This window comes from Longimicrobium sp., assembly GCF_036388275.1.
Taxonomy (GTDB): Bacteria; Gemmatimonadota; Gemmatimonadetes; order Longimicrobiales; family Longimicrobiaceae; genus Longimicrobium.
In genome coordinates, this window is record NZ_DASVSF010000100.1 from 124,336 (window position 1) to 142,785 (window position 18,450).

24 protein-coding genes and 1 pseudogene are annotated in these 18,450 nt (G+C 66.2%); 2 read left to right on the forward strand and 23 right to left on the reverse strand.

Annotated features, from left to right (window positions below):
- Positions 1-110: 110 nt before the first annotated feature.
- Entirely contained in the window at positions 111-731 is a 621-nt protein-coding gene (locus VF632_RS21540) for a hypothetical protein (protein ID WP_331024987.1), read from the reverse strand.
- Positions 732-1,909: 1,178 nt separating this feature from the next.
- Here VF632_RS21540 and VF632_RS21545 point away from each other — a divergent pair.
- The gene (locus tag VF632_RS21545) at positions 1,910-2,380 is read left to right on the forward strand and encodes a hypothetical protein (RefSeq protein WP_331024988.1); all 471 of its coding nucleotides are present in this window, start codon (positions 1,910-1,912) and stop codon (positions 2,378-2,380) included.
- A gap of 25 nt (positions 2,381-2,405) precedes the next feature.
- Here VF632_RS21545 and VF632_RS21550 read toward each other — a convergent pair whose 3' ends face one another.
- From VF632_RS21550 to VF632_RS21605, 13 genes are all read right to left on the reverse strand, one after another.
- Entirely contained in the window at positions 2,406-2,852 is a 447-nt protein-coding gene (locus VF632_RS21550; protein WP_331024989.1) for an SRPBCC family protein, read from the reverse strand.
- A gap of 50 nt (positions 2,853-2,902) precedes the next feature.
- The gene (locus tag VF632_RS21555; RefSeq protein ID WP_331024990.1) at positions 2,903-3,361 is read right to left on the reverse strand and encodes a hypothetical protein; all 459 of its coding nucleotides are present in this window, start codon (positions 3,359-3,361) and stop codon (positions 2,903-2,905) included.
- A 142-nt stretch (positions 3,362-3,503) separates the two neighbouring features.
- A complete protein-coding gene (locus tag VF632_RS21560; RefSeq protein WP_331024991.1) occupies positions 3,504-4,019 on the reverse strand; it encodes a DUF2306 domain-containing protein in 516 nt (171 codons plus the stop codon).
- Between the two features lie 104 nt (positions 4,020-4,123).
- A complete protein-coding gene (locus VF632_RS21565; RefSeq protein ID WP_331024992.1) occupies positions 4,124-5,155 on the reverse strand; it encodes a hypothetical protein in 1,032 nt (343 codons plus the stop codon).
- A gap of 170 nt (positions 5,156-5,325) precedes the next feature.
- Positions 5,326-5,601 (reverse strand): DUF2277 domain-containing protein, encoded by a 276-nt coding sequence (locus VF632_RS21570; RefSeq protein ID WP_331024993.1) that lies wholly within the window; start codon positions 5,599-5,601, stop codon positions 5,326-5,328.
- Positions 5,602-5,653: 52 nt separating this feature from the next.
- A complete protein-coding gene (locus tag VF632_RS21575; protein ID WP_331024994.1) occupies positions 5,654-6,334 on the reverse strand; it encodes an isoprenylcysteine carboxylmethyltransferase family protein in 681 nt (226 codons plus the stop codon).
- Between the two features lie 75 nt (positions 6,335-6,409).
- On the reverse strand, positions 6,410-7,012 hold the full coding sequence (locus VF632_RS21580) for an HAD-IA family hydrolase (protein WP_349264029.1): 603 nt from the start codon (positions 7,010-7,012) through the stop codon (positions 6,410-6,412).
- A gap of 74 nt (positions 7,013-7,086) precedes the next feature.
- A complete protein-coding gene (locus tag VF632_RS21585; RefSeq protein WP_331024996.1) occupies positions 7,087-7,836 on the reverse strand; it encodes an SDR family oxidoreductase in 750 nt (249 codons plus the stop codon).
- Between the two features lie 171 nt (positions 7,837-8,007).
- The gene (locus tag VF632_RS21590) at positions 8,008-9,492 is read right to left on the reverse strand and encodes a glycosyltransferase family A protein (protein ID WP_331024997.1); all 1,485 of its coding nucleotides are present in this window, start codon (positions 9,490-9,492) and stop codon (positions 8,008-8,010) included.
- Between the two features lie 94 nt (positions 9,493-9,586).
- On the reverse strand, positions 9,587-10,351 hold the full coding sequence (locus tag VF632_RS21595; RefSeq protein WP_331024998.1) for a hypothetical protein: 765 nt from the start codon (positions 10,349-10,351) through the stop codon (positions 9,587-9,589).
- A 466-nt stretch (positions 10,352-10,817) separates the two neighbouring features.
- Positions 10,818-11,258, reverse strand: coding sequence for a DUF3592 domain-containing protein (locus VF632_RS28310; RefSeq protein WP_414682909.1), 441 nt, complete (start codon positions 11,256-11,258; stop codon positions 10,818-10,820).
- A 504-nt stretch (positions 11,259-11,762) separates the two neighbouring features.
- The gene (locus VF632_RS21600) at positions 11,763-12,227 is read right to left on the reverse strand and encodes a VOC family protein (RefSeq protein WP_331024999.1); all 465 of its coding nucleotides are present in this window, start codon (positions 12,225-12,227) and stop codon (positions 11,763-11,765) included.
- The gene (locus VF632_RS21605; protein WP_331025142.1) at positions 12,205-13,287 is read right to left on the reverse strand and encodes a DUF3500 domain-containing protein; all 1,083 of its coding nucleotides are present in this window, start codon (positions 13,285-13,287) and stop codon (positions 12,205-12,207) included. The genes VF632_RS21600 and VF632_RS21605 overlap by 23 nt, the downstream gene beginning before the upstream one ends.
- Before the next feature lie 470 nt (positions 13,288-13,757).
- Between VF632_RS21605 and VF632_RS21610 the strand changes: the two genes are divergently transcribed.
- Positions 13,758-14,057, forward strand: a complete 300-nt coding sequence (locus VF632_RS21610; RefSeq protein ID WP_331025000.1) for a hypothetical protein — start codon at positions 13,758-13,760, stop codon at positions 14,055-14,057.
- A 163-nt stretch (positions 14,058-14,220) separates the two neighbouring features.
- Here VF632_RS21610 and VF632_RS28115 read toward each other — a convergent pair.
- The 9 genes and pseudogenes from VF632_RS28115 to VF632_RS21650 form a co-directional block, all read right to left on the reverse strand.
- Positions 14,221-14,307 (reverse strand): annotated as a pseudogene (locus VF632_RS28115) (succinate dehydrogenase iron-sulfur subunit); the annotation flags it as partial.
- Positions 14,308-14,313: 6 nt separating this feature from the next.
- The gene (locus tag VF632_RS21615) at positions 14,314-15,528 is read right to left on the reverse strand and encodes a hypothetical protein (protein WP_331025001.1); all 1,215 of its coding nucleotides are present in this window, start codon (positions 15,526-15,528) and stop codon (positions 14,314-14,316) included.
- Positions 15,507-15,761, reverse strand: coding sequence for a hypothetical protein (locus VF632_RS21620; protein WP_331025002.1), 255 nt, complete (start codon positions 15,759-15,761; stop codon positions 15,507-15,509). Before VF632_RS21620 ends, VF632_RS21615 begins: the two co-directional genes overlap by 22 nt.
- Complete coding sequence (locus VF632_RS21625) at positions 15,758-16,189, reverse strand: phage protein GemA/Gp16 family protein (protein WP_331025003.1); 432 nt, start codon at positions 16,187-16,189, stop codon at positions 15,758-15,760. The genes VF632_RS21620 and VF632_RS21625 overlap by 4 nt, the downstream gene beginning before the upstream one ends.
- 6 nt (positions 16,190-16,195) lie before the next feature.
- A complete protein-coding gene (locus tag VF632_RS21630) occupies positions 16,196-16,393 on the reverse strand; it encodes a hypothetical protein (protein ID WP_331025004.1) in 198 nt (65 codons plus the stop codon).
- Positions 16,394-16,404: 11 nt separating this feature from the next.
- Positions 16,405-16,800, reverse strand: a complete 396-nt coding sequence (locus tag VF632_RS21635) for a hypothetical protein (protein WP_331025005.1) — start codon at positions 16,798-16,800, stop codon at positions 16,405-16,407.
- Positions 16,801-17,392: 592 nt separating this feature from the next.
- Complete coding sequence (locus VF632_RS21640) at positions 17,393-17,728, reverse strand: hypothetical protein (RefSeq protein WP_331025006.1); 336 nt, start codon at positions 17,726-17,728, stop codon at positions 17,393-17,395.
- Positions 17,725-18,009, reverse strand: coding sequence for a hypothetical protein (locus tag VF632_RS21645; RefSeq protein ID WP_331025007.1), 285 nt, complete (start codon positions 18,007-18,009; stop codon positions 17,725-17,727). Before VF632_RS21645 ends, VF632_RS21640 begins: the two co-directional genes overlap by 4 nt.
- Positions 17,999-18,286, reverse strand: a complete 288-nt coding sequence (locus VF632_RS21650; RefSeq protein ID WP_331025008.1) for a hypothetical protein — start codon at positions 18,284-18,286, stop codon at positions 17,999-18,001. The genes VF632_RS21645 and VF632_RS21650 overlap by 11 nt, the downstream gene beginning before the upstream one ends.
- Positions 18,287-18,450 lie beyond the last annotated feature (164 nt).

An 18,450-nucleotide genomic window follows, 5' to 3' on the forward strand; every position in this document is an offset into this window, starting at 1 on the left:
CGGAGGCTACAACTTTGCCGCGATCTCCCTCCGGCGCCAGCCCGCGTGCAAAACAAAAGACCGCGCGCCGGGAGGGGTTCCCGGCGCGCGGCTCACCAGCGAATCCAGAGTCAGAAGCTGAGGCCGATGCCGAACGCCTTGTAGCTCCCGGTCGTGAGCGCCGCGCGCAGCGTGCCGCCCACCGGCAGCGACACGTCGACGCCCCAGTCCACCACCGCGCGTCCCTCCCACGGGCCCACGTACGGAGCGGGCCCGGAGTGGTGCTCCAGCACCACGCGCGGCGTCATGTACGGGCGAATACTCCCGCCGTCGTACGCGATGCTGAAGCCCAGCGGTGCGCTGACCACCGTCTCGGCGTTCACCCCCACGCCCAGCCCCGTGACCAGCGACGCGCGCACGGGCCCGCCGGCCTGCGGGTTCAGCGGCATCGCGTAGTCGATCCCGGCCATGTACGCGATCTCCCGCCTGCGACTCGTGATTGCCTCGCTGAACGGCCCGGTCCCGAGACCATCCATGATGCCCGCCCGCAGCCGCAGGTCGGCGACGCGCGAGAACGGCCGCACCGCCACCGCGATGCCCATTCCGGCGCCGTTTGCGTCGCTGGACAGAATCTCGAACCGCGACTGATCGAGGGGCGAGCTGAACAGTGGCCCGCCCCACTGCTGTGCGTGTGCCGGCGCGGCGGCGAGAACGGCGGTCGCGACGACGGGAATCAGACGAGAAAGACGCATGGGCATGGCTCCGTGAAGGAGTGTGGATGGATACGGACGCGTCAGGCTACACGCCACGCATCACCACGGTTCCCACGCAGAAAACTGCCCAAAATCCAGCAAAATCACCGGTCAAACGTTCCGACACGGACCGCTAAAAGTTTCAATTCTTTCCCCTGCGCCGTCCCAACTCGCCCGGCCGTGCTGACGCATGGTCCGGTGCGTCACTTCCACACGGCCGCGGAAGCGTATTCGAGACGAAGCGACACATTGATGGGAGATGAAATCGATGGAGGGCCGGACGGCCACACGGCAGCCGCGGGACGAGTCCCCGCGGCTGCCGAGGTGTTCGCCAGCGGCGTGTTCCGCACGGAAGGAGGCCGCGCCGCAAAGCGGCGCGCCGGCTTGGGACGAATGGCTAGCCCTCCTGCTGCGGCAACTCACGCCGAGTGGCGCGCTCCAGCACGGCACGCCAATCACTGCCGGCGAGCCCGGCTCCCATAAGTAGATCTCGCCAGTCAGTAGCCCCTTGGGCGAGCGCCGTATCAAGCTGGGCGCGATCTCCCCTGGAGAGCAGGAGTGCGGCCATTTGGACTCGTTCGCGAAGTTCCGCCCAGTGTTGTTCCGCTGGCGGCTCGCTCAGCGCCCCTAGCTGCTCAAGAACGGTGGCTTGGTCCGCCGGAAATACGGCCGCAACGTATTTCCTGACGAGCGGAGAGACTCTTTCCATGAGACCTGACGTCGCAAGGTCAGTGGTGTAGGGCAAAAACGCGCAGGATCGGCAGCGAGCACGGAACTGTGGCGCTGCCGGTGTGCCAACCAGCCCGGTGGCGTGATCGCCGCAGGCGGCGGTCGTGTTCTAGCCGATGAACCGGCCCCAAGAAGCCGGCAAACGTTATGGAGAGCGTCACCCCGAGCGATGCCCCTTGGAGATGCGTTCAGCAGCACCACGCCGCGCACGCGGCCCATCAGCGCGCAACGGGTCCAGGCGCGAGAAGCCGTAACGTGCCGCCCACGAATCGGACCTGTATGTTCTGGACCACATTCTGCGGCACCTCCACCGAAATGGCTGCCACAGAATGAAACATATGCGCTTTCTTGGCTCGCGGCTTTCGATCGTCCTGACGACCGCGGCCCTCCCGGCGTGCGTCGCCGCGACGGTGTCACCCCCGCCGAAGCCTGCTGGAGCAGCGGACCCGGTGGTACCGCCACCTGCGGCGACCGCCGACAGGCCGCCCTCGCAGAGCATCGAGAGGCTCGCTTTCGGGGCGGAAACCCTCCTGTCCGGGGCCCGGCGGGACACGCTCACCACGCGTGTAACCGTCACCAACCGCGGAACCACTCCCGTGCTGGCGGCGCACGGCGATTGCGCGGTGGAGCTCCGCGCCTGGCGTACGCCTGCACGGCAGGGCGAGCCGGTGTGGCGCTCCAGCCGGGTAGACCACGTCTGCCTGGATTACCTGGACCAGAAGACGCTCGCGCCAGGGGAGGCGTACTCGCCGGACCCGTTCCGCGTCCGGTTCCAGGTGCAGCGCATCCTGGGCGACAGCCTGGCCCCCGCGCGGTACTACTTCGACGCCGAGGTCCGGCTCGTGGACCCGACCCGCACTCCCCAGGGACACCACCGCATCCGCGTCTCCGCCGGCGAGGCGGATCTGCGGCGCCCGTGAGCGGGGGCGTGGACATGGGTTCGCCTCACTCCGTGCCCCGAGCTCGCTCCTCGCTGCGGCGTTTGAGCCCGGCCGCTTCCTGGGCAAGGTACCGCTCGTTGAGGCCCCGCATCATCCAGCCGATGACCCGCCCCAGAAAGCCGCCGAACGTCACCGAGAGCGTTACCCTGGAGCGATGGTCCCCTGCGGTCGGCTCTGCCCAGTGATTCGCTTCGACGGTCGCGCCGGGAGAGCGGCTGAAGAGCCGAAATCCTCGCCCCGGTTCGAGCGCCGTGACCGTCCACTCGGCGGGCGGCACCTTCGGCTGCACGATGCGCAGGCGGTCGCCGAGCGCCAACGGGGCGCCGGCGTCACCGAGGCGCTCTACCCGCGTAACCGTCGGCGTCCACTCCGGCCAGCGCTCCACCTCGCTCAGGACGGCGAACACCACTTCCGGGGGAGCGTCGACCTCTGTCGTAACGGTGAATTGCATTCCTCGTCTCCGAGTCAGGTTTCGCGTGCGCGTTCAGGGAGCCTCGTTGTTCAGCGAGAACCAAGGTAAATCAGGGCGATGAGGAGAAGCAGGTTGATCGCGCCGGTGGTTTGAGCATACCCGGCCCCGGGAAGACGGCGCCACGATCGGCCTCCCGTCGTTGATTTGAGCAGATCTGCGACAAGATAGGTGGAGGGGTCTGCAAGCTGGCTGCGAATGGTGGTGAGTATCGCCTTGTACTCGTCCGAAACTCGATCTCTTTTCCGAATGCGCAGCTGCGTCAGCACGCCGATGATCAGGAGAAAACCCACAGCGCAGGTGCTGATATCGTTCAGCGTACCGAAGGCAGGGGGATTGCTTGCGGTCGAGAGGGCCACCAGGCCAGCCGTGACTGCCGTGACAAGGGTCAGGAGGAAGTTGAGCCGCTTCTCTCCAATGTCTTCGTTGCGGAAGAGCGCTTCAGAGAAGTGGTCGTAGTCCTTCAGGAGAAGTTCGCGCAGGTCACTCATCGGAATCACCCATGAGGAAAGCGGAGGGGAAGCGGTGCGGGGCCGGCGCGTAAACGACTCGCCGGCGAAACTATGGATGGACAGCTCGCCCCGAAAGCTCCTACGCGACGTTGGACGGTACCGACGGGTGGGACGCGCGCTGCTACGGCCGGTACGGCGCGAGGAGCGCTGATCGGCGGCGGCGGATCAACTGCGCGCCAACCCCGACTACCAGGAGCGTGGCCACGGCCACCGTGATGCCGAACGCCATCCCCTGCCCCGGGCGCGGCCGCAGCGCCGGCATCCGTGTGGCAATCTCCGACACGGCAGCCGCGGCCAGCCCCACGTAGGACCACGTCATCCACTGGTAGTGCCGCTCGAGGGCACGCGCACGCGCCACGGGATCGCGGCGCGCCCGGGCCCGGCGTGCTCCGAGAGCCGCGACGGTGCCTGCTACCACGGTGATGAAGCTGAAGATGGCACCCACATGAAACGGTCCGAAACGCCCGAACAAGCGGTAGATCAGGAGCGCCGTCCCGTTGAGCAGGAGCATGCTCACGACGTATACCCAGCCGAGCTGCCGGTGGCGGCGCGTGCCCTTGCGGGTAAGGAGCACCGCCGCGCCCGCTACGAGCGCGGTCGAAGCCGCAATGGTGTGGACCCATCCGAGAGAGATCATCCCTGCCCTACGCCCGCTGCCGCCGCAATGTTTCGCGCGATGTCCAGCGAACCAGCTCTAGTGGCGAGCCCTCGTGCCCGGGAAGCCGGCGGCGGAGCTGGCCGTCAGTCGCACGACGCGGCGGGTTGCTCCGGGATCGGCGTGAATCCCGAGCCGGTCCATCCGATGGCGTGGCCGTGGAGCAGTAGCTCGTCCTGTCCGTCGCGATCGAAGTCCGCCGTGTATTCGTGGAAGCGAAGCGGGTCCGCGCGGATCTCCTGGTAGACGGGCGCACCCCGCGCATCGACCACCAGTACGAGGTATGAGCTCTCGTAATCCGGATACCGGCACGAACGATCGAAGAGAGGGATCGTTCCTACGTAGAGTCGGCCGGATGGGGTCCGGATCTGCCGGAACTGGTCGACGAGGCTCCGGAGCCTCGTCATGTCCAGTGCTGCCAGTACCTCCCGCTGGATGGCGTCAGGGCTCGACGCGTCGTCGATCCCCTTCTGCGTGACGTAGCTCCGGAACCGCTGGGTGATGATCGGGATTTGCTGCCGAGCGATGGGCAGCGCAGCCGTACGCACTGCGGCGGCCAAGCTCGCGGGGGTGGGTTCGCGCAGTGCATACGCGGGGGACACTTGAAAAGCGAGACTCACGCCGAACTTCGCACCCTCGAACGTGCCGGCTTCATCCGGCGCCGCGGCGCTGCGGGTCGGCATCCGCCTGGAGAGGTACAGCCACCCTGACGGATACAGGCCGCCGCGTTTGCTATCACCGGTGGAACGGAATCGGCGCCGGGCGATCACGACGTCGTGGATCGTGTCACCGGTTTTCGGATCCAGGAAGGTGACGCGCTCGTTGACGGTCAGGAGCGGGTCGACAAGTGACGGGTCAGGCTGGAAGATCCATAGCGTGGGTTCACCGGCTCGCGGTGTACCGTGCACGCGCACGACCTCCGCGTACCCATAGGTCCTCCTGACCCGCACCGGTGGGTTTGGCTCGGGGACGACCCCGGCTCTGGAGTCGCGTCCAGCCAGATCCTTGGCCCTGATCTGGCCCTCCAGGAAGTCCTCAGGCGTGCGCTGCTGTGCAGCGGCCGGTGCGGCGGAGGCCAGCAATGCAAACGCGAGCGCTGCGGCGAGCGAGAATCTCATGTGTGGATCCGGGGATCGGTGTGCCCTGGGAACGACCACGCTCGGGAGTATTCGCGCAGCCATTCGTCGCCTGCAACCTCCTTGTTCCAGTAACGCGGAGCAAGCCTGCCTATGGTTCGCAGCGCGCGCGGCCATCCACCCATCCCAATCCGCGACTGCCGCAGCCCGTCTCAGACAGAGGTGCCGAAGCGCTTCGCCGACTGCAGCCGGGCCTTCCGCACCTCCTCCTCGCGGTTCCGCGGCGAGGACTTGGTCTCGATGGAGTCGATGAGCCGTCGCGCACTCGCGGTGATCTCCTCGACCGCGCGATTGAAGGCCTCTTCGTTCGCGCGTGACGGGTGCGTCGTCCCGCTCAGTTTGCGCACGAACTGGAGTGCCGACGCGCGCACCTCGTCATCGGTCGCGGGTGGCTCGAAGTTGGCCAGTGTCTTGATGTTTCGGCACATGAGCGTAGCTCTGATTACAGGTCGGCGAGGAATCGGTGGGCCGCGGCGCCCGTCACCAGACGCCCGGGACCAGCCGGTGGCGTACACGCGCGGCGTACGCCGCATAGCCCGGCAGCTCCCGCTGCAGGACCCGCTCCTCCAGCCTCAGGCGGACCACCATGAGCGCCACCGGGGCCACTGCCGTCAGGGCCGCGGTGTACGACCCCAGCCACAACGCCAAGCCAACGAAGATGAGCGGGTCAGCGGCGTAGAACGGGTGGCGCACGACGCGGTATACCCCCGAGTCCGCGACGGCGTGCGCGCGCTCGCGCTGCACGCGGACCGTGGCGACCGCGAACGCGTTGGCGTAGAGCGCGAGGCTCTTGAGCGACCATCCCAGCGCGAACAGCACCAGCCCCAAGCCGGCCACCGGCCGTGCCGGTTGGGGGAGCAGGTGCCAGTGGAACGCGTCGAGCGCCGCGACAGCGGGCGTGCCCAGGAAACCCGTCGCCAGCACCCCGAGCAGCAGCACCCGGTCGGCCCAGGGCTGCTCCGCGTGAAGCGGGAGCCCGGCGCGTTCCCGCAGGAGTTCGGGGTTTGTGCGATGGACGGCGAATGCGCCGATCGTCCGCACCAGCAGCAGCACCGTCAGCAGCACCCACGCGCGCGGCCACGCGAGCGTGCCGGCGGAGACGAACAGGGCCGTGGCAACGAGCACGGCGTCCGCGAGCAGCCGGAGTACGACCTTCAGCATCGGCGCTTCAACGGTTTCCTGGGTGTATGCTGCGAGTGTGCGGCTCAACGCGGCCTGCGTGCTATCCACCCCAGATCAGGTGCACAGGCTGCGCACGATCCTGGGTGAACTGTGCCGTGTCCAATGAAGCGCTTGCCATCCCGCCTTTCGCGCAGCCTCGACGTTCTGGAGGCTGTCGTCGATGAGCAGCAGGTCTTCCGCGCGCAGCCCAACGGCCGCTCGCACCGCGGCGAAGAACTCCATCTGGGGCTTCCTTGCTCCAAGTTGCGCGGAATAGAAGATCCCGTCCACATGCTCGGCCAAGCCTACCGTCTCCATCAGGTAAGACGCTCTGAGATGTTCCTGGTTAGTCGCCAGGTACACGCGGATCCCCACGGAACGAGCCCACGAAAGTTCCGCCAGCAGCGGGGCGACGATTCGCGAATCGCGCTCGAACCAGTACGAGACGAACTCGGCCGGACTCACACGTGGCGCGATCTTATGCAGTGCAGGCACCAGGTGCTCCATCAACCCGGCGCGGCCGAGCACGATGTTCTCCCAGCACCGGGCAAAGAAGTGCTCGTGGAGTGCGTCAGGAGAGACTCCAAGATCCGCTTCCAGGGACGTCTGCCAGGGGCGCCCGTCTTCTGGCCGGCCATCGACCAGCACGCCATCCACGTCTACCATCAATGCGCTGATCGGCAAAGCGCTCCCTCGTTGCGTCACTCGTGCTCAGTCGCGCAGGCCCACGCCTCTGAGTACAACCCGGCTGCCTACTGAGCGGTGTACCCACCGTCTGCGCTGAGCAGCGCCCCCGTCATGAACCGGCAATCATCGGACAACAGGAACAGGACGGCCCTGCCGATCTCTTCGGGGGTTCCGAGCCGTTGGATCGGTTGTGCCTGCCGCAGCATTGCATGGATTTCCTCGACCCGCATGCCGCTCATCTGGTGGAATCGTTCGATCGATGGCGCAAGCATCGGGGTGTCGATCGTGCCGGGGCAGATGCAGTTGACCCGTACGTTGTGGGGAGCGTAGTCGATGGCGCTGCTCTTGGTGAGCTGCCCCAGGGCCGCCTTGCTCATTCCATACACCGTGCTGGATCCCTTGCCGATGAATACCTGGTCCGATCCCATGAGGACCACATTCCCGTATCGCTGCTTCCTCATGATGGGGAGAACTTCTTTCAGCACGTAGAAAGGACCCTTCAGATTGATGGCCAAAACTCGTTCGAAGTCGGCGATGCTGGTTTCCTCGATGCCGGCGAACAAGTGAACGCCCGCGGCGACGAACAGCAGATCGATCCTGCCTTCCTGGTCCACGATGTTCTGGACGCACCGGCGAACCTGTTCGTAGTCCTGGACGTCACAGGATTGGAACGAGCCGTCCGCGGTCGGCGTGATGTCGAGCACGTGCGTCCGGCAGCCTTCGGCGGCCAGCAGACGCACCGTGGCGTTGCCCATGCCAGACGCTCCGCCGACCACCACTGCCACCTTGCCTTCGAACTCGGCCCTCTTCTGCATTGCGCGTCCTCTTTGATTGTCGATGGGCGCGATCGAGCGGGTGTCGCCCAAGCACGCACGGTTCCGCGGAGCAGGGCGGAACGGAAGGGCGCCGCCGTCTTTGCCTTGCCAATCACGACCTTCCGGCGCGAGGTGCCGGCGGGCAGGGTTTCCTGCCTGCCGGCCCCTGCCCTACATCACGTGAATGTCGTAGAACTCCAGCGTCAGCCGGTCGGCGCCGACGCGCCGGATGATGAAGCGGGCGGTCAGGTCGCTCAGGAACCCGTTGAGCGGCACGTCCGAGTAATGAACCCACCCCAGCTCGTCGTCCCCGTCCACCCGGCGCGGGTCGACGTCGATGGACCGTTCCACGAGCTCGTCACGGTCCGGTCGCCCGCGGAGCGTCGTCACTTCGAACCGCTCGACGCCGTGGTCCTCGCGCATCTCCTGGAGCACGTCGGGATCCGAGTCCACGACGCCGTACCCGTCGATCACACGCTCGAGCAGTTCCGGGGTCCAATCGTACTCCTGCGTCGAGTGAGGGAACGCGCTCAGGGCTTCGGCGAAGCGCTTCTCGGCCAGCAGCTCCGACCACTCCACGACGAGCTCCTTGATCTCGTCATCGCTCGCGTAGATGGGCAGGGTTCGCACTCGCCCGCTCTCCTGACGTGGAGGAGGCTGCACGGCGTCGTGCCTGGCTTCTCCGCTCGTCGATGGCCGCGGCACCCGCCACGAGCGCAACCCCAGGGCGGCGCGGCCCTTTTCACCCGCGAACAGGAATCCGGTCCGCAGGACGCGGCGCCAGTTTCTCGCCCGGACGCCGTCGCTGAAGTTCTCCGCCAGGCAGTCGACGAAGATCTTCGTCAGCAGCGCCAGCCCGCGGTGGAAGGCCGCTTCGGCCTCCGGGTCGCCCTGCACCAGCGGCCACTGGCGACCGTAGACGATACGAATGCTCCGCAGCATGCGCTCCCCGTCGCGCGACGAGCTGGCGCTGTAGCGCCGGTAGCGCGTCACCGCGGGTTCCTCGTAGCACCAGGCCGGGTACGCGCGCGCCACCCGCAGGTAGAAGTCGAGATCGTCCGCGCCCCAGGGATCGCGAAAGCCTCCCACGGCCTCCACGGCCTCGCGCCGGAACATCGCCGACGATGGCGGGATGATGTACCAGTCGAAGCCGAGCAGGATGTTGTACAGCCAGGTTTCGCGCGGCAGGCTGGCCACGCCCCACGGGACGGGAGTTCCCTCGTACGTCATCTCCTCACGCCGGCCGATGACGAACCCGCATTCGGGATGCTCCGCGAACGCACGGAGCCCGGCCTCCAGGGCCTGCGGCAGCAGGTGGTCGTCGGCATCGAGAAACACGAAGTACCGGCCGCGGCTCGCACGGATGCCGGTGTTGCGGGCGACGGCCGATCCACCGTTGGCCTGCCGCAGCGTGACGGTGCCGGCGTGCCGGGCGGTGATGGCGCCCACGTCGAGGGGCGATCCGTCGTCCACGACCACGATCTCGTAGTCGCGGCACGTTTGTGCGGCGACCGTGTGCAGCGTCTCGTCGAGCAGTTCCGCCTGCTTCGGCGTCGCGACGTAGCACGGAATGACGATGGAGACGAGCGGCGCGGGACGCTGCGTCCCGTCCCCCGAATCGGGCAGCGCCACACGTGCATCTACGGGTAGGGTCATCGAGTTCTTAGCAAAAATGTGCCCCGTCCACGAGAGCGTGTACCATGACGAACCATCGGATCTACACCACGAGCGTGGCGAGCGTCTACCTTCACTACGTCGCAACCAGAACACTGCAGCAGGTCACACCCGCCTCTGCCTTCGCCAGCTCGTCGGCTTCGATGGTGCGGACGGTGAAGCCCCGCTCCTCCAGGCGCTCGCGCGTCTGCGGAAACGCAGCCGGGTACAGGAGCACCTGTCCAACCCGGAGCGCATTCGCCGCGAACGGCTCTGCCGGGTGCACCTCGATCCGATCCAGCCCATCGAACGCCGCGGCGTCGACCCAGGCCGGGTTCAGGAGCACCGTGCGCTCGCCCACCTGGGTGACGGCCGTTTTCAGGTGCAGACAGCCCTGGACGGTGACGGATCGAACCTCGTATCCGAAGTTCGAGACGATGCTCTCCATCTGCCGGATCCCATCGGCGTTCGTCCGCTCCGAGAGCCCCACCCAGATGCGGGAGCCCAGGCACAGGACGTCACCCCCGTCGAGCGTACCCGGGGCTTCGATGAAGGCCAGACGCCGGTAGGGCCGAAGTGCCTCCGCGACGGAGGCGACCTCGGTGCGGCGCGACTCCGCGCCCGGCCGGGCGACGACGGCGAGCTCCGGGAGCACGACCGCCGTGTCCTCGACGAACACCGAGTCCGGCAGCTCCGGTGTGGGAGGAAGCCGCTGGAGGGTGCATCCGAGCTCGACGAGCGCCTCCTCGTAGCGGCGGTGCTGCTCGGTGGCACGGGCGAGATCGATATCCACGCGCTCCAGGTGCGTGAGTTCGCACTGGACGATGCTCGGCGGCACTGCTTGCGTCAGCGCGATCAGCATGGAGGAAATTGGTGAGTCCGGGATGATCAGCCAGTACGACGTATCACTTGGTTCGGGGGCTCGGCAGCCACACTGGGTGGCCCAGGGCGGGACCTGACCAGCACGACGCCGACAGCAAGCTGTGCACCGAACACCGTGGCGATGAGCCCTGCAGCCAGTCCAAGCATGGGTCCGGCCGGAGCCATAGCCCAAAGGGCTCTAAGGGTGGAGGCGGCCCACAGCATACCAAGCACGCTGAGCACCGCCGCCGGCCTCCGCCACTTGGAGCTGCGGCCGAGACGGAATGCCAGGATAAGGCCTAGCAAACCGGCGCCAGCCAGAAGGAGCTGTCGCACTCGCTCTTCGACTGAAGCACCGTACATCGGCAGCGCGGATGCGAAGTACAGAAGAATCAGCGCAGTATAGAACTCGCCGGCACGGGCAAGCCAGATCATGTGAGGAAGCTTCAGGGTAAAAGGCCGGCGGGTCACCCGTTCAGTATCACGATCATCACGATGTAAAGCACTCCAGCCCTTATGAGCACCCTGGCTCCAGGCATTCCTTCTGGTTGGAGGGTGCACAGCCGCGGCCAGCGTGGATGGTGCCACACGGTAACGGACTTTCCCACGGCCAGGCGCTCCGCATGAGCCTGATAGACCCCGGAAAAGCGCCAATGACCCAACCCGAACCGCACCCTTCTTCCTACGTACCGCTTGTGAGACACCACGTACGTGTACCGCAGCTTACGGAGTGTCCAGGAAAATCCGTCTTCGCCAATGATCTCGTCGGCCGTCAAGAGCGTAACCGTCCCGCGGACCTGGGGCCAGGATGTAACGCTGTAGGCGAGCCACGACAGGTACACCGTAGCAACCAGCATCAGGGCGCCTGCGCCATAGATGAGGACCTGGTCACCGGAGCAGTCGCACATGGAGGGCTCATGGAGGAGGGAAGCCGCCGAACGAGGCAAAGGTCAGAGGCGCGAGGCCGGCGCGCAAGACCTTCCTCTCAGCCGGAAACGGCTCAGATGCCGCCCTTCGAGCCTGGGCCAAGGAGCCGTGCATGCAGTGTCTTCGCAGGTTGCATGCGTGGGCTCGACTGGCAAGCGACTTCTACGGAATGAACCTCTTTGCATCACGGCTGAAATCTGGATGGTGACCCATGATGCCATCTTTGTGAATCTCGCAAACGAAGCCTGATTCCTGGCCATCGTGCGTTCCTCGATGCGCGTGATCCTTTACGCACGGCTCGAAGGAAAATGCCGTTCGAATCAAATCGGTCGGCAGGACGCAATCGAAGTAGACCCACTCTCGGCAGTTCTTCGACCACGCAGCACCACGGAACGTCTCTTCGAACCCGGCTGCCGTGATGGTGCTCCAACTGAATCAGATGCTGGCAAATCATCTTCTTCCTCTCGCATCCCTACCACCGATTGTCAGGCCGCGGATGGGCCAGACGAGACCAGGTAGGTGGTGATCTCGAGCTGGTGCCCATCAGGATCCTCGAAGTAGATCGAATGGGCAGCGTCATGGTCTTGGAAGCGGAAGGGAATCCCCTGGCGCTGGAGATCCTCCTGGGCAGCCTGGAAGTTCGGCTCATCCACACGGAACGCAATGTGGCGCACACAGATCGTGTCGCGGCCGGGTGGCGGGTTGGGAGTCGGGCTCGCTACCGGGAAGAGGGCGAGCGAGGTGCCGCCAACGCCCACGACAGCGGGAAAGCTCCCCCAGACTTCCTGAAAGATTCGCTGTAGCCCAAGAACCTCCTCGTACCAGCGCACCGAGCGCTCGACATCGCGCACCAGGAGGGCTACATGGTCAATGCACTCCAGTTGGAACATGGCCGTATTCTGGGTACGCTGTGGTGCGAAGCCGGGTTCAGCGGTGAGGCTGCCGTGCATAGTGCCTCCTCAGCAGATCACCTCCGAAATCGTTCTCCAGATCGCGCCAGACGGTGTGGACGTGGTTCGCGTTGCTCTGGGCGTTGTCGTACTCCACCAGCACGGTAGGTCCGTGGATGCGGTAGTAGTGCGGCTCGCGGGGCTGGTGCGCCCCGGCCCAGGCGAAGTGCAGGCGCTCGAACCCGGCCTCATCGATGCGCCGCAGCTGCCTGGATGCCGCGGAGTCTGCCATCCGTCCGGCGTACAATTCCAGCAGCCGGCGCAGCTGCCGCTGTTGCGCAATCGTCATTTCGGCCGCGGGCAGGCCGGCGAATGCCATCCCTCCCACCACGGGAACGTTGCGGGTGAGAATGTCTTCGGATGGCTGCGCGGCGATCGTGGCGCGGGCGCGTTGGCGAGGATCGAGCATGTGCAGCAGCTCGAAGGCGAGGTCCTCTTCCGCGGCGAGCAGCCGAGTCCCTGCCCGCGGGCCGCTGGGGACGCGCGCCGGGTTCGCACCCATGAAGAGCGGCGCGACGATCTGCCCGTGTGGTCCAAGATCCGTGACGTTCACCGAGAGGTGATGGCCTTCGAAGCTCCAGCCCCAGGGGTGCGTACCACCCGGCCCGGCGAAGAGTGCCAGGAAGTAGAGCTCCGGATCGCGCGGGGGCCCCAAGAGACTGCCCGCTCCTTCCAAGTCGCGGAGAATGCCCTCGAGCTCGATGATGCCGCGCGCGAGCCCGGTGCCGCGCTCACTCAGACCGGTGCTCAGGAACTCGAACGCTGCTGCACGTTGCCCGGCATCCATCATCTGCAGAGGGATGCCGGTGCGCCTCTCCGGAACGTACGCCCACCGGGTGCGCTCCGGATGGTCGAAGGGAAACGAGGCGACGGCACGCTGCCGATCGTTCAGCGTCGAGAGGAACGTCCGTGCAGTCCCGGCCCATGCAGCTGTGTCAGAGCCGGCTGCCCCGCCCGCAGGCCGGGGCGGTTGGGCACCGCACCCGAGAAGCGCCGCGGTGATAACGGCGGGGAACAGACCCGTCCATCTGGGCCGGACGTACGTGACAGGTTTCATCATGGAACTCAACGGAAAACGGAAACGCTCCAGCGGGCCCGGCGATCCAACACAATGCAGCCGCGCCCGATCCCGCGCCTAACATACAATCGTCAGTGTAGCGGGCCGCCGCGCAAGCTTGGCGACAGGCCATTCTTGACTTCCTCCAACGGTCCCGTTACTTATGCGCCATAATGCTGCATCAATGACACGCGCCATCGGTGTTCGTCGCGCGTACCTAGGACGTCGACATCACGGAGTCGCAGGCTCGCGCCATGGACTCCGGTATCCCGAACTACAAGTACATTTACTTCTGCTAGGCAACGGCCACGATGCGGCTCAGAAACTACGGGAGGCAAGCTTGGATCGCCCTTGTGGCGATCGGCGTCGCGCTCACACTCCCGGCGTGCGAAGGTAACCTCTTCGGCACATACCAGGGTCCCGCTCCAGCGTCCGCCGATCTGATCAACGAAGCAGCGGTCGTGCGGTCGGTGGTGCGTGATCCCGCGGGTGAGCGCCAGGGGCTGGTGTCGCTGGTGCACTTGGACCGGCTGGCGTACCAGCAGCCGGGGCGACGCGGCGACATCAACCGGGTGGTGGCGCTGCTGCACGGCGACGACGGGCCGTCGCTGGATTCGCTCGGGCTCGAGGTTGGTGACACGGTGGCGGTGAACACCCGGTACGTAGGCTTTACGCTGTCGGGGCCCGGACCGGGACTGATTCCCGGATGGGCCGGCTACAAGTACCTGGAATACCCCATCGCTGGGCACCGCCTGCGCTCGATCTCAAGGTAGGGTCGCGAGCCGGACCGGCCGTTAGGGGCGGCTCGCCCCCGGACCGTCCTCCTGCAGCGCTGAAGTGGCACGACACGCACAGCGATCCGGCGAAAACACACGGCAGCCGCGGGAGGGATCACCTGCGGCTGCCGGGATGTTTTCCCAGCGGCCTGACGACAATGGTGCGGCAGCGCCACACCCCTTCGCGGTCGCCAAGAATGTCAGGCGCTCGCCCGAGTTTGTGTCGCGAGTCGAAGATGAACCGGTGATCTGGTCAGCGGTAGGACAGGCCGGGGAGGTCACGAGCGACCTGCGTGAGCGGACTATACACCGCCTTCCTAGAGTGGTGGATACCCAGCAGCCAAACCCACCCGTTTGCGTCGTTCGCCAGATAGAAGACGGGAGCGCCGCTATCCCCAGAGTCGTTCGTGTAGTTGACGACGTTCTGACAGGTGTGCCTGCGCTTGACCGGCGAAGTCTGGTACTCCGTACGGCAGACGGCCTGGACTACTCCCGAGGTCCAGCCGGTGGTTGATCCAACTTTGTCCAGTCGGTTCCCCCGAGCAACCGTAATTGTGCTGGTCACCTGATCGCGGACGATCCGCAGCACCGGGCGGCTCGCGTTGATAACGGTCGATCCGCGCCCCTGGCCCTCGAGCTTCCGGTTCGCCGGGCGCGCAATGGTCCCGCGCTCCGACTGGCGGTTGGTGATCTGGATTACCGCGGCATCGCTGTTCCGGCTGAGATAGCAGGCCTGAGAAGTGGACCACCAGCTGCAGCCATAGGGTCGGTCATAAGGCGGATCCCGCACCTCGATGCCGACGAAGAGCGGTCGCGACAGCGAATTCTGGAAGAATTCACCGTTGGCGCCCGTGGACACCTCCCCCTGAAAATAGGTGCAGTGGGAATTGGTCACGAACACCGCACCGTGGGTGGGGCTGTAGGCGACGGCGCCGATGCTGCACGAGCTTTCTCCGTAGGGGGTGTAGTGACGGATCCGAATTCCACCCCGCAGTACGTTGAACTCCGAATCCAGGTCCTGCCCCGGAGCCGCGTAGCTCATGGAGGCGTTGATCTCGCCGCCCGACCACACTTCCTCCACGGGCTCCTGGCACGAGGGGTCGTCCGGGTTCAGCTCGCACGGATCGGTGTTGCAGTCCGGACTATCCGGATTGAGAGTGCAGGGATCATTGCAGTCCAGCGCCTCCGGCGCGCACTGATCCACAGACTGGATGCTCAGCGCCGAGGTCGCAATTCCTAGCTCGTCCGCCTGTTGCCGGACCTGCGCTCGCGCACGCCCGGAGGTCACCCCCACGGCGATCCGGTTGATCCCCTCGTCCAGATCTACCCAGCGGACCCCTTCGATTCCGCCCGCGACAGTCTCGAACTGGTCGCGCCAGTCGCTGAGCTCCTGCCAGCTGTATCGCCCCTGGCGGATGATGATCCTGTAGCCTGGCTTCGCGGGAATCAGCCCCACCTCCGCGGCCAATCGATCAGCGGCCCGCGGCGGACGCGGTAGTCGCCGAGCCCGGTACCCGGCCCGCCGAACGCGCCCATCAGTCCATCGGCCGCCCGGCGCTGCAGCGTGCGCAGGCTGATGATCGGCCGCTGCCCCTCTCGGTGGCGGTTGATCGCGCGGTGAGCGTCGACGAGGAACATCGCGTCCCAAGCCTCCGGGATCTTGCTCTCCCAGAACGCACGCAGTTCCTCCTCGCGCTTCATCCCGCCGCCCGCTGAGCGTTGTACGCGATCCGCTTCTTGAGCAGCTCGATCGCGCGGTTCGCATCGGCCGACGTAGTGAGGCCGGTCTTGCCCATGCGCTTCTTGCACGCACCGGCGAAGTACTCGTCTTTCAGCCAGTCGCCGCCGAGCTGCGCGCGAAGGTCGGCGATGTACGTCCGCTGAGCGGGGGTGATCATCGCCGTGACTCCCGCCGGCTGCCTCTTTCCGGAGGGTTTCCTCCCGGGGGTGCCGGCGCGCGCGCCCAGCTTCACCAGGGCGTCGATCACCTGCCGGGTCTGGTCGCGGTTGAGCTGCTTCGTGCTGCGCTGGCCGCTGGCGGCTTCGACCAGGTCGCGCAGCTGCTCAACGTCGAGTCCGGCCTCGCGTGCGCCGGCGAACAGCTTCCGGGTTTCGGCGGGCGTGGGCATACGCCTTCACGCCCCCCGTGTGACGCCCAGGACGCGCGACGCGTCGCGAGCGCCCTCGCAGTAGCCCTGGCGGCGGCCGCGGCGCTCTGAGGCCTGCAGCATCGATTGCAGAAGCTGCGTATCCATGAACACGATGTTGCCGATCAAAGTCGCCCCGCCGTGTTGGCCAGGGGGGTTCGGTTGCGGCTCCGGTTGATCCTTCATTCTCACTCCAACTAGTTCAGGGAGCAGATCTCCGTTTGCACTGCTCGAATCATGTCCTGCAGCGACATCCGCTTCAGCGCGGCCGCACGCTGCAGGTGCTCGAGGCCGCGGCCTCGGAGCAGGTTGTAGGTGGCCTCCAGCTCGTCGGCCGAGTCGATCAGGTAGTTCCCGTGCGGTTCGGTCATGCTGGTGCCCACGGGCCAGGCGTGATCGCACACCAGCCGCCGGATCACCTCCTGGGTGCGGCGCCTCGGCAGCCCGGCAGCGCTCGCGATCTCCGGCACCTGGAGGGCGTTCGCCCGGCCCCACTGGAGCACGCGCGCCACGGCGGCCTCGTCGGGATCCAGCTGATCCCATGAGAGCGCCGGACGCGTCGTGTCCAGGTGGAGCGCGAGCTGAGGGTCCATTGTTTGTTTCTGTTCTGTCGCTACTTCTGCATCGCACGCCTGCGCTTCGCACGTTTGTGCGGATTGCAGATCACGGTATCGCAATAGAGCGCGTTCTTTTCGATCATTCCGCCACACGACCTGCACAGCGTTGGGTTGGGATCGAAGGTCCACTGCTTTCCTTCCTCGTAGCCCGGTTTCGGTGGCGGCGGTTTCCCGGCTTTCCGGGCCCGTGCGCAAGCCTTCTCGTGCCGGCGCTGCGCTCGCCACCTCTCACCGAACTCTGGATCACTCTGAGCTCGGTCCCGGCAGCGCCGTCTCCACCGCGCCTTCTGCCCCGGAACATCGCCTTTACTGGCCATCTGAGAAGCAACCTCGGCAAACCTGCTCTCGTTGCACGTCGGTCTTTCTCCGCCTCATCAGACGTCCGCAACCGGTACAGCTCCGATAGACGCGCGGAAACCGCTCGAACAGGCACGCATCGCAGCACGGGTATTTGGGTCGCCCTGCTTGCCGACCCGCCGCGATCCACGCACGGAACGCACTGGCCGGCCACGCCCTCTCCTCGCCGTCAGGGCACGTGGGGCAGACGAACCACCGCGCTCTGCTCCTCCTAATTTCTGTGGCCATCGTCGCCTGCCGTGACCCAGCGCTTCCTGCGGGTCTGAAATACCCCGTCCACTCGCAGGAAGTAGGACCCGTCCGCCACGTCCCGGTACAGTACGCCCGCAGTCATCGCCGACTGCACCGCCTCTTGGACGCGGCCGGAAGCAGCGTTGTACCGGACCAGCGCCGAAACGACCTGCTCGCGTCCCTGCGCGTCGTATGGCGGTCCATACCGTTCGTTGGCAGCGCTGCGCAGCAGGAGCGCGACGTGATAGTCGACAGCTGCATCCCAGAGAGCCTGCTTCAGCTCGGCCTGGTTCGGCACGGAGAACGGGCGTTTCATAGATCGAGACCGCGCTCCTCAGCAACCGCTTCGAACGCGACGCGCATGCACCTGGTGAAGCCGTCCCTTTCCTCTTCCCAGTCCTCGATGTCGATCTCCTCGGCCTCACCGCAGACGTCGCAGCGGATCTCCACCCTGGCACTGAGATCGTTGTTCGAGTCAGTGGATTGCGCGAACCCCGCCTCGCTCGCGTTCAAGTCATACACATCGTCAGTGACACCGAGGAACCGAACCTGTACGCCCTCGTGGCAGAACCTTTTGTAGTCGGTCTCAGTACGCATCGACACCTTCCTCCTCGACGGAGAGAACTTCGGCGCTGGCCGGATTGCGCAGCGCGGCGTGGAACGTCAGCTGCTGGCGGATCCAGGCGGTGCCTCCCCCGTGCAGCGCGGCGAAGTGGCCGTTGATGTGGACCCGCACCACGTAGGTCACCCCCGCCTCGTCGACGGCGCGGGCGAGGGCGCCGCGATCGGCATAGCCCGACAGCCAGGCGATGCAGGCGTCCAGGACGTCACTCGGTGTGTGCGCCTTGGTGAGCTCGCCCAGGGCATCTCGCATGGCCACGCTCCACGCGCCCGGTAGCGGCGGGGCCAGCCTCTCCTCGGCAGCCGATCCTTCGCGGGATCCCCGCGTGGATCTGCGGGCGAGGTTCCCCACCAGGTGGACCAGCGACGCCGCCACATCCGCGTGGCCATGCAACCCTGCGAGCCGCTGCAGGTCCT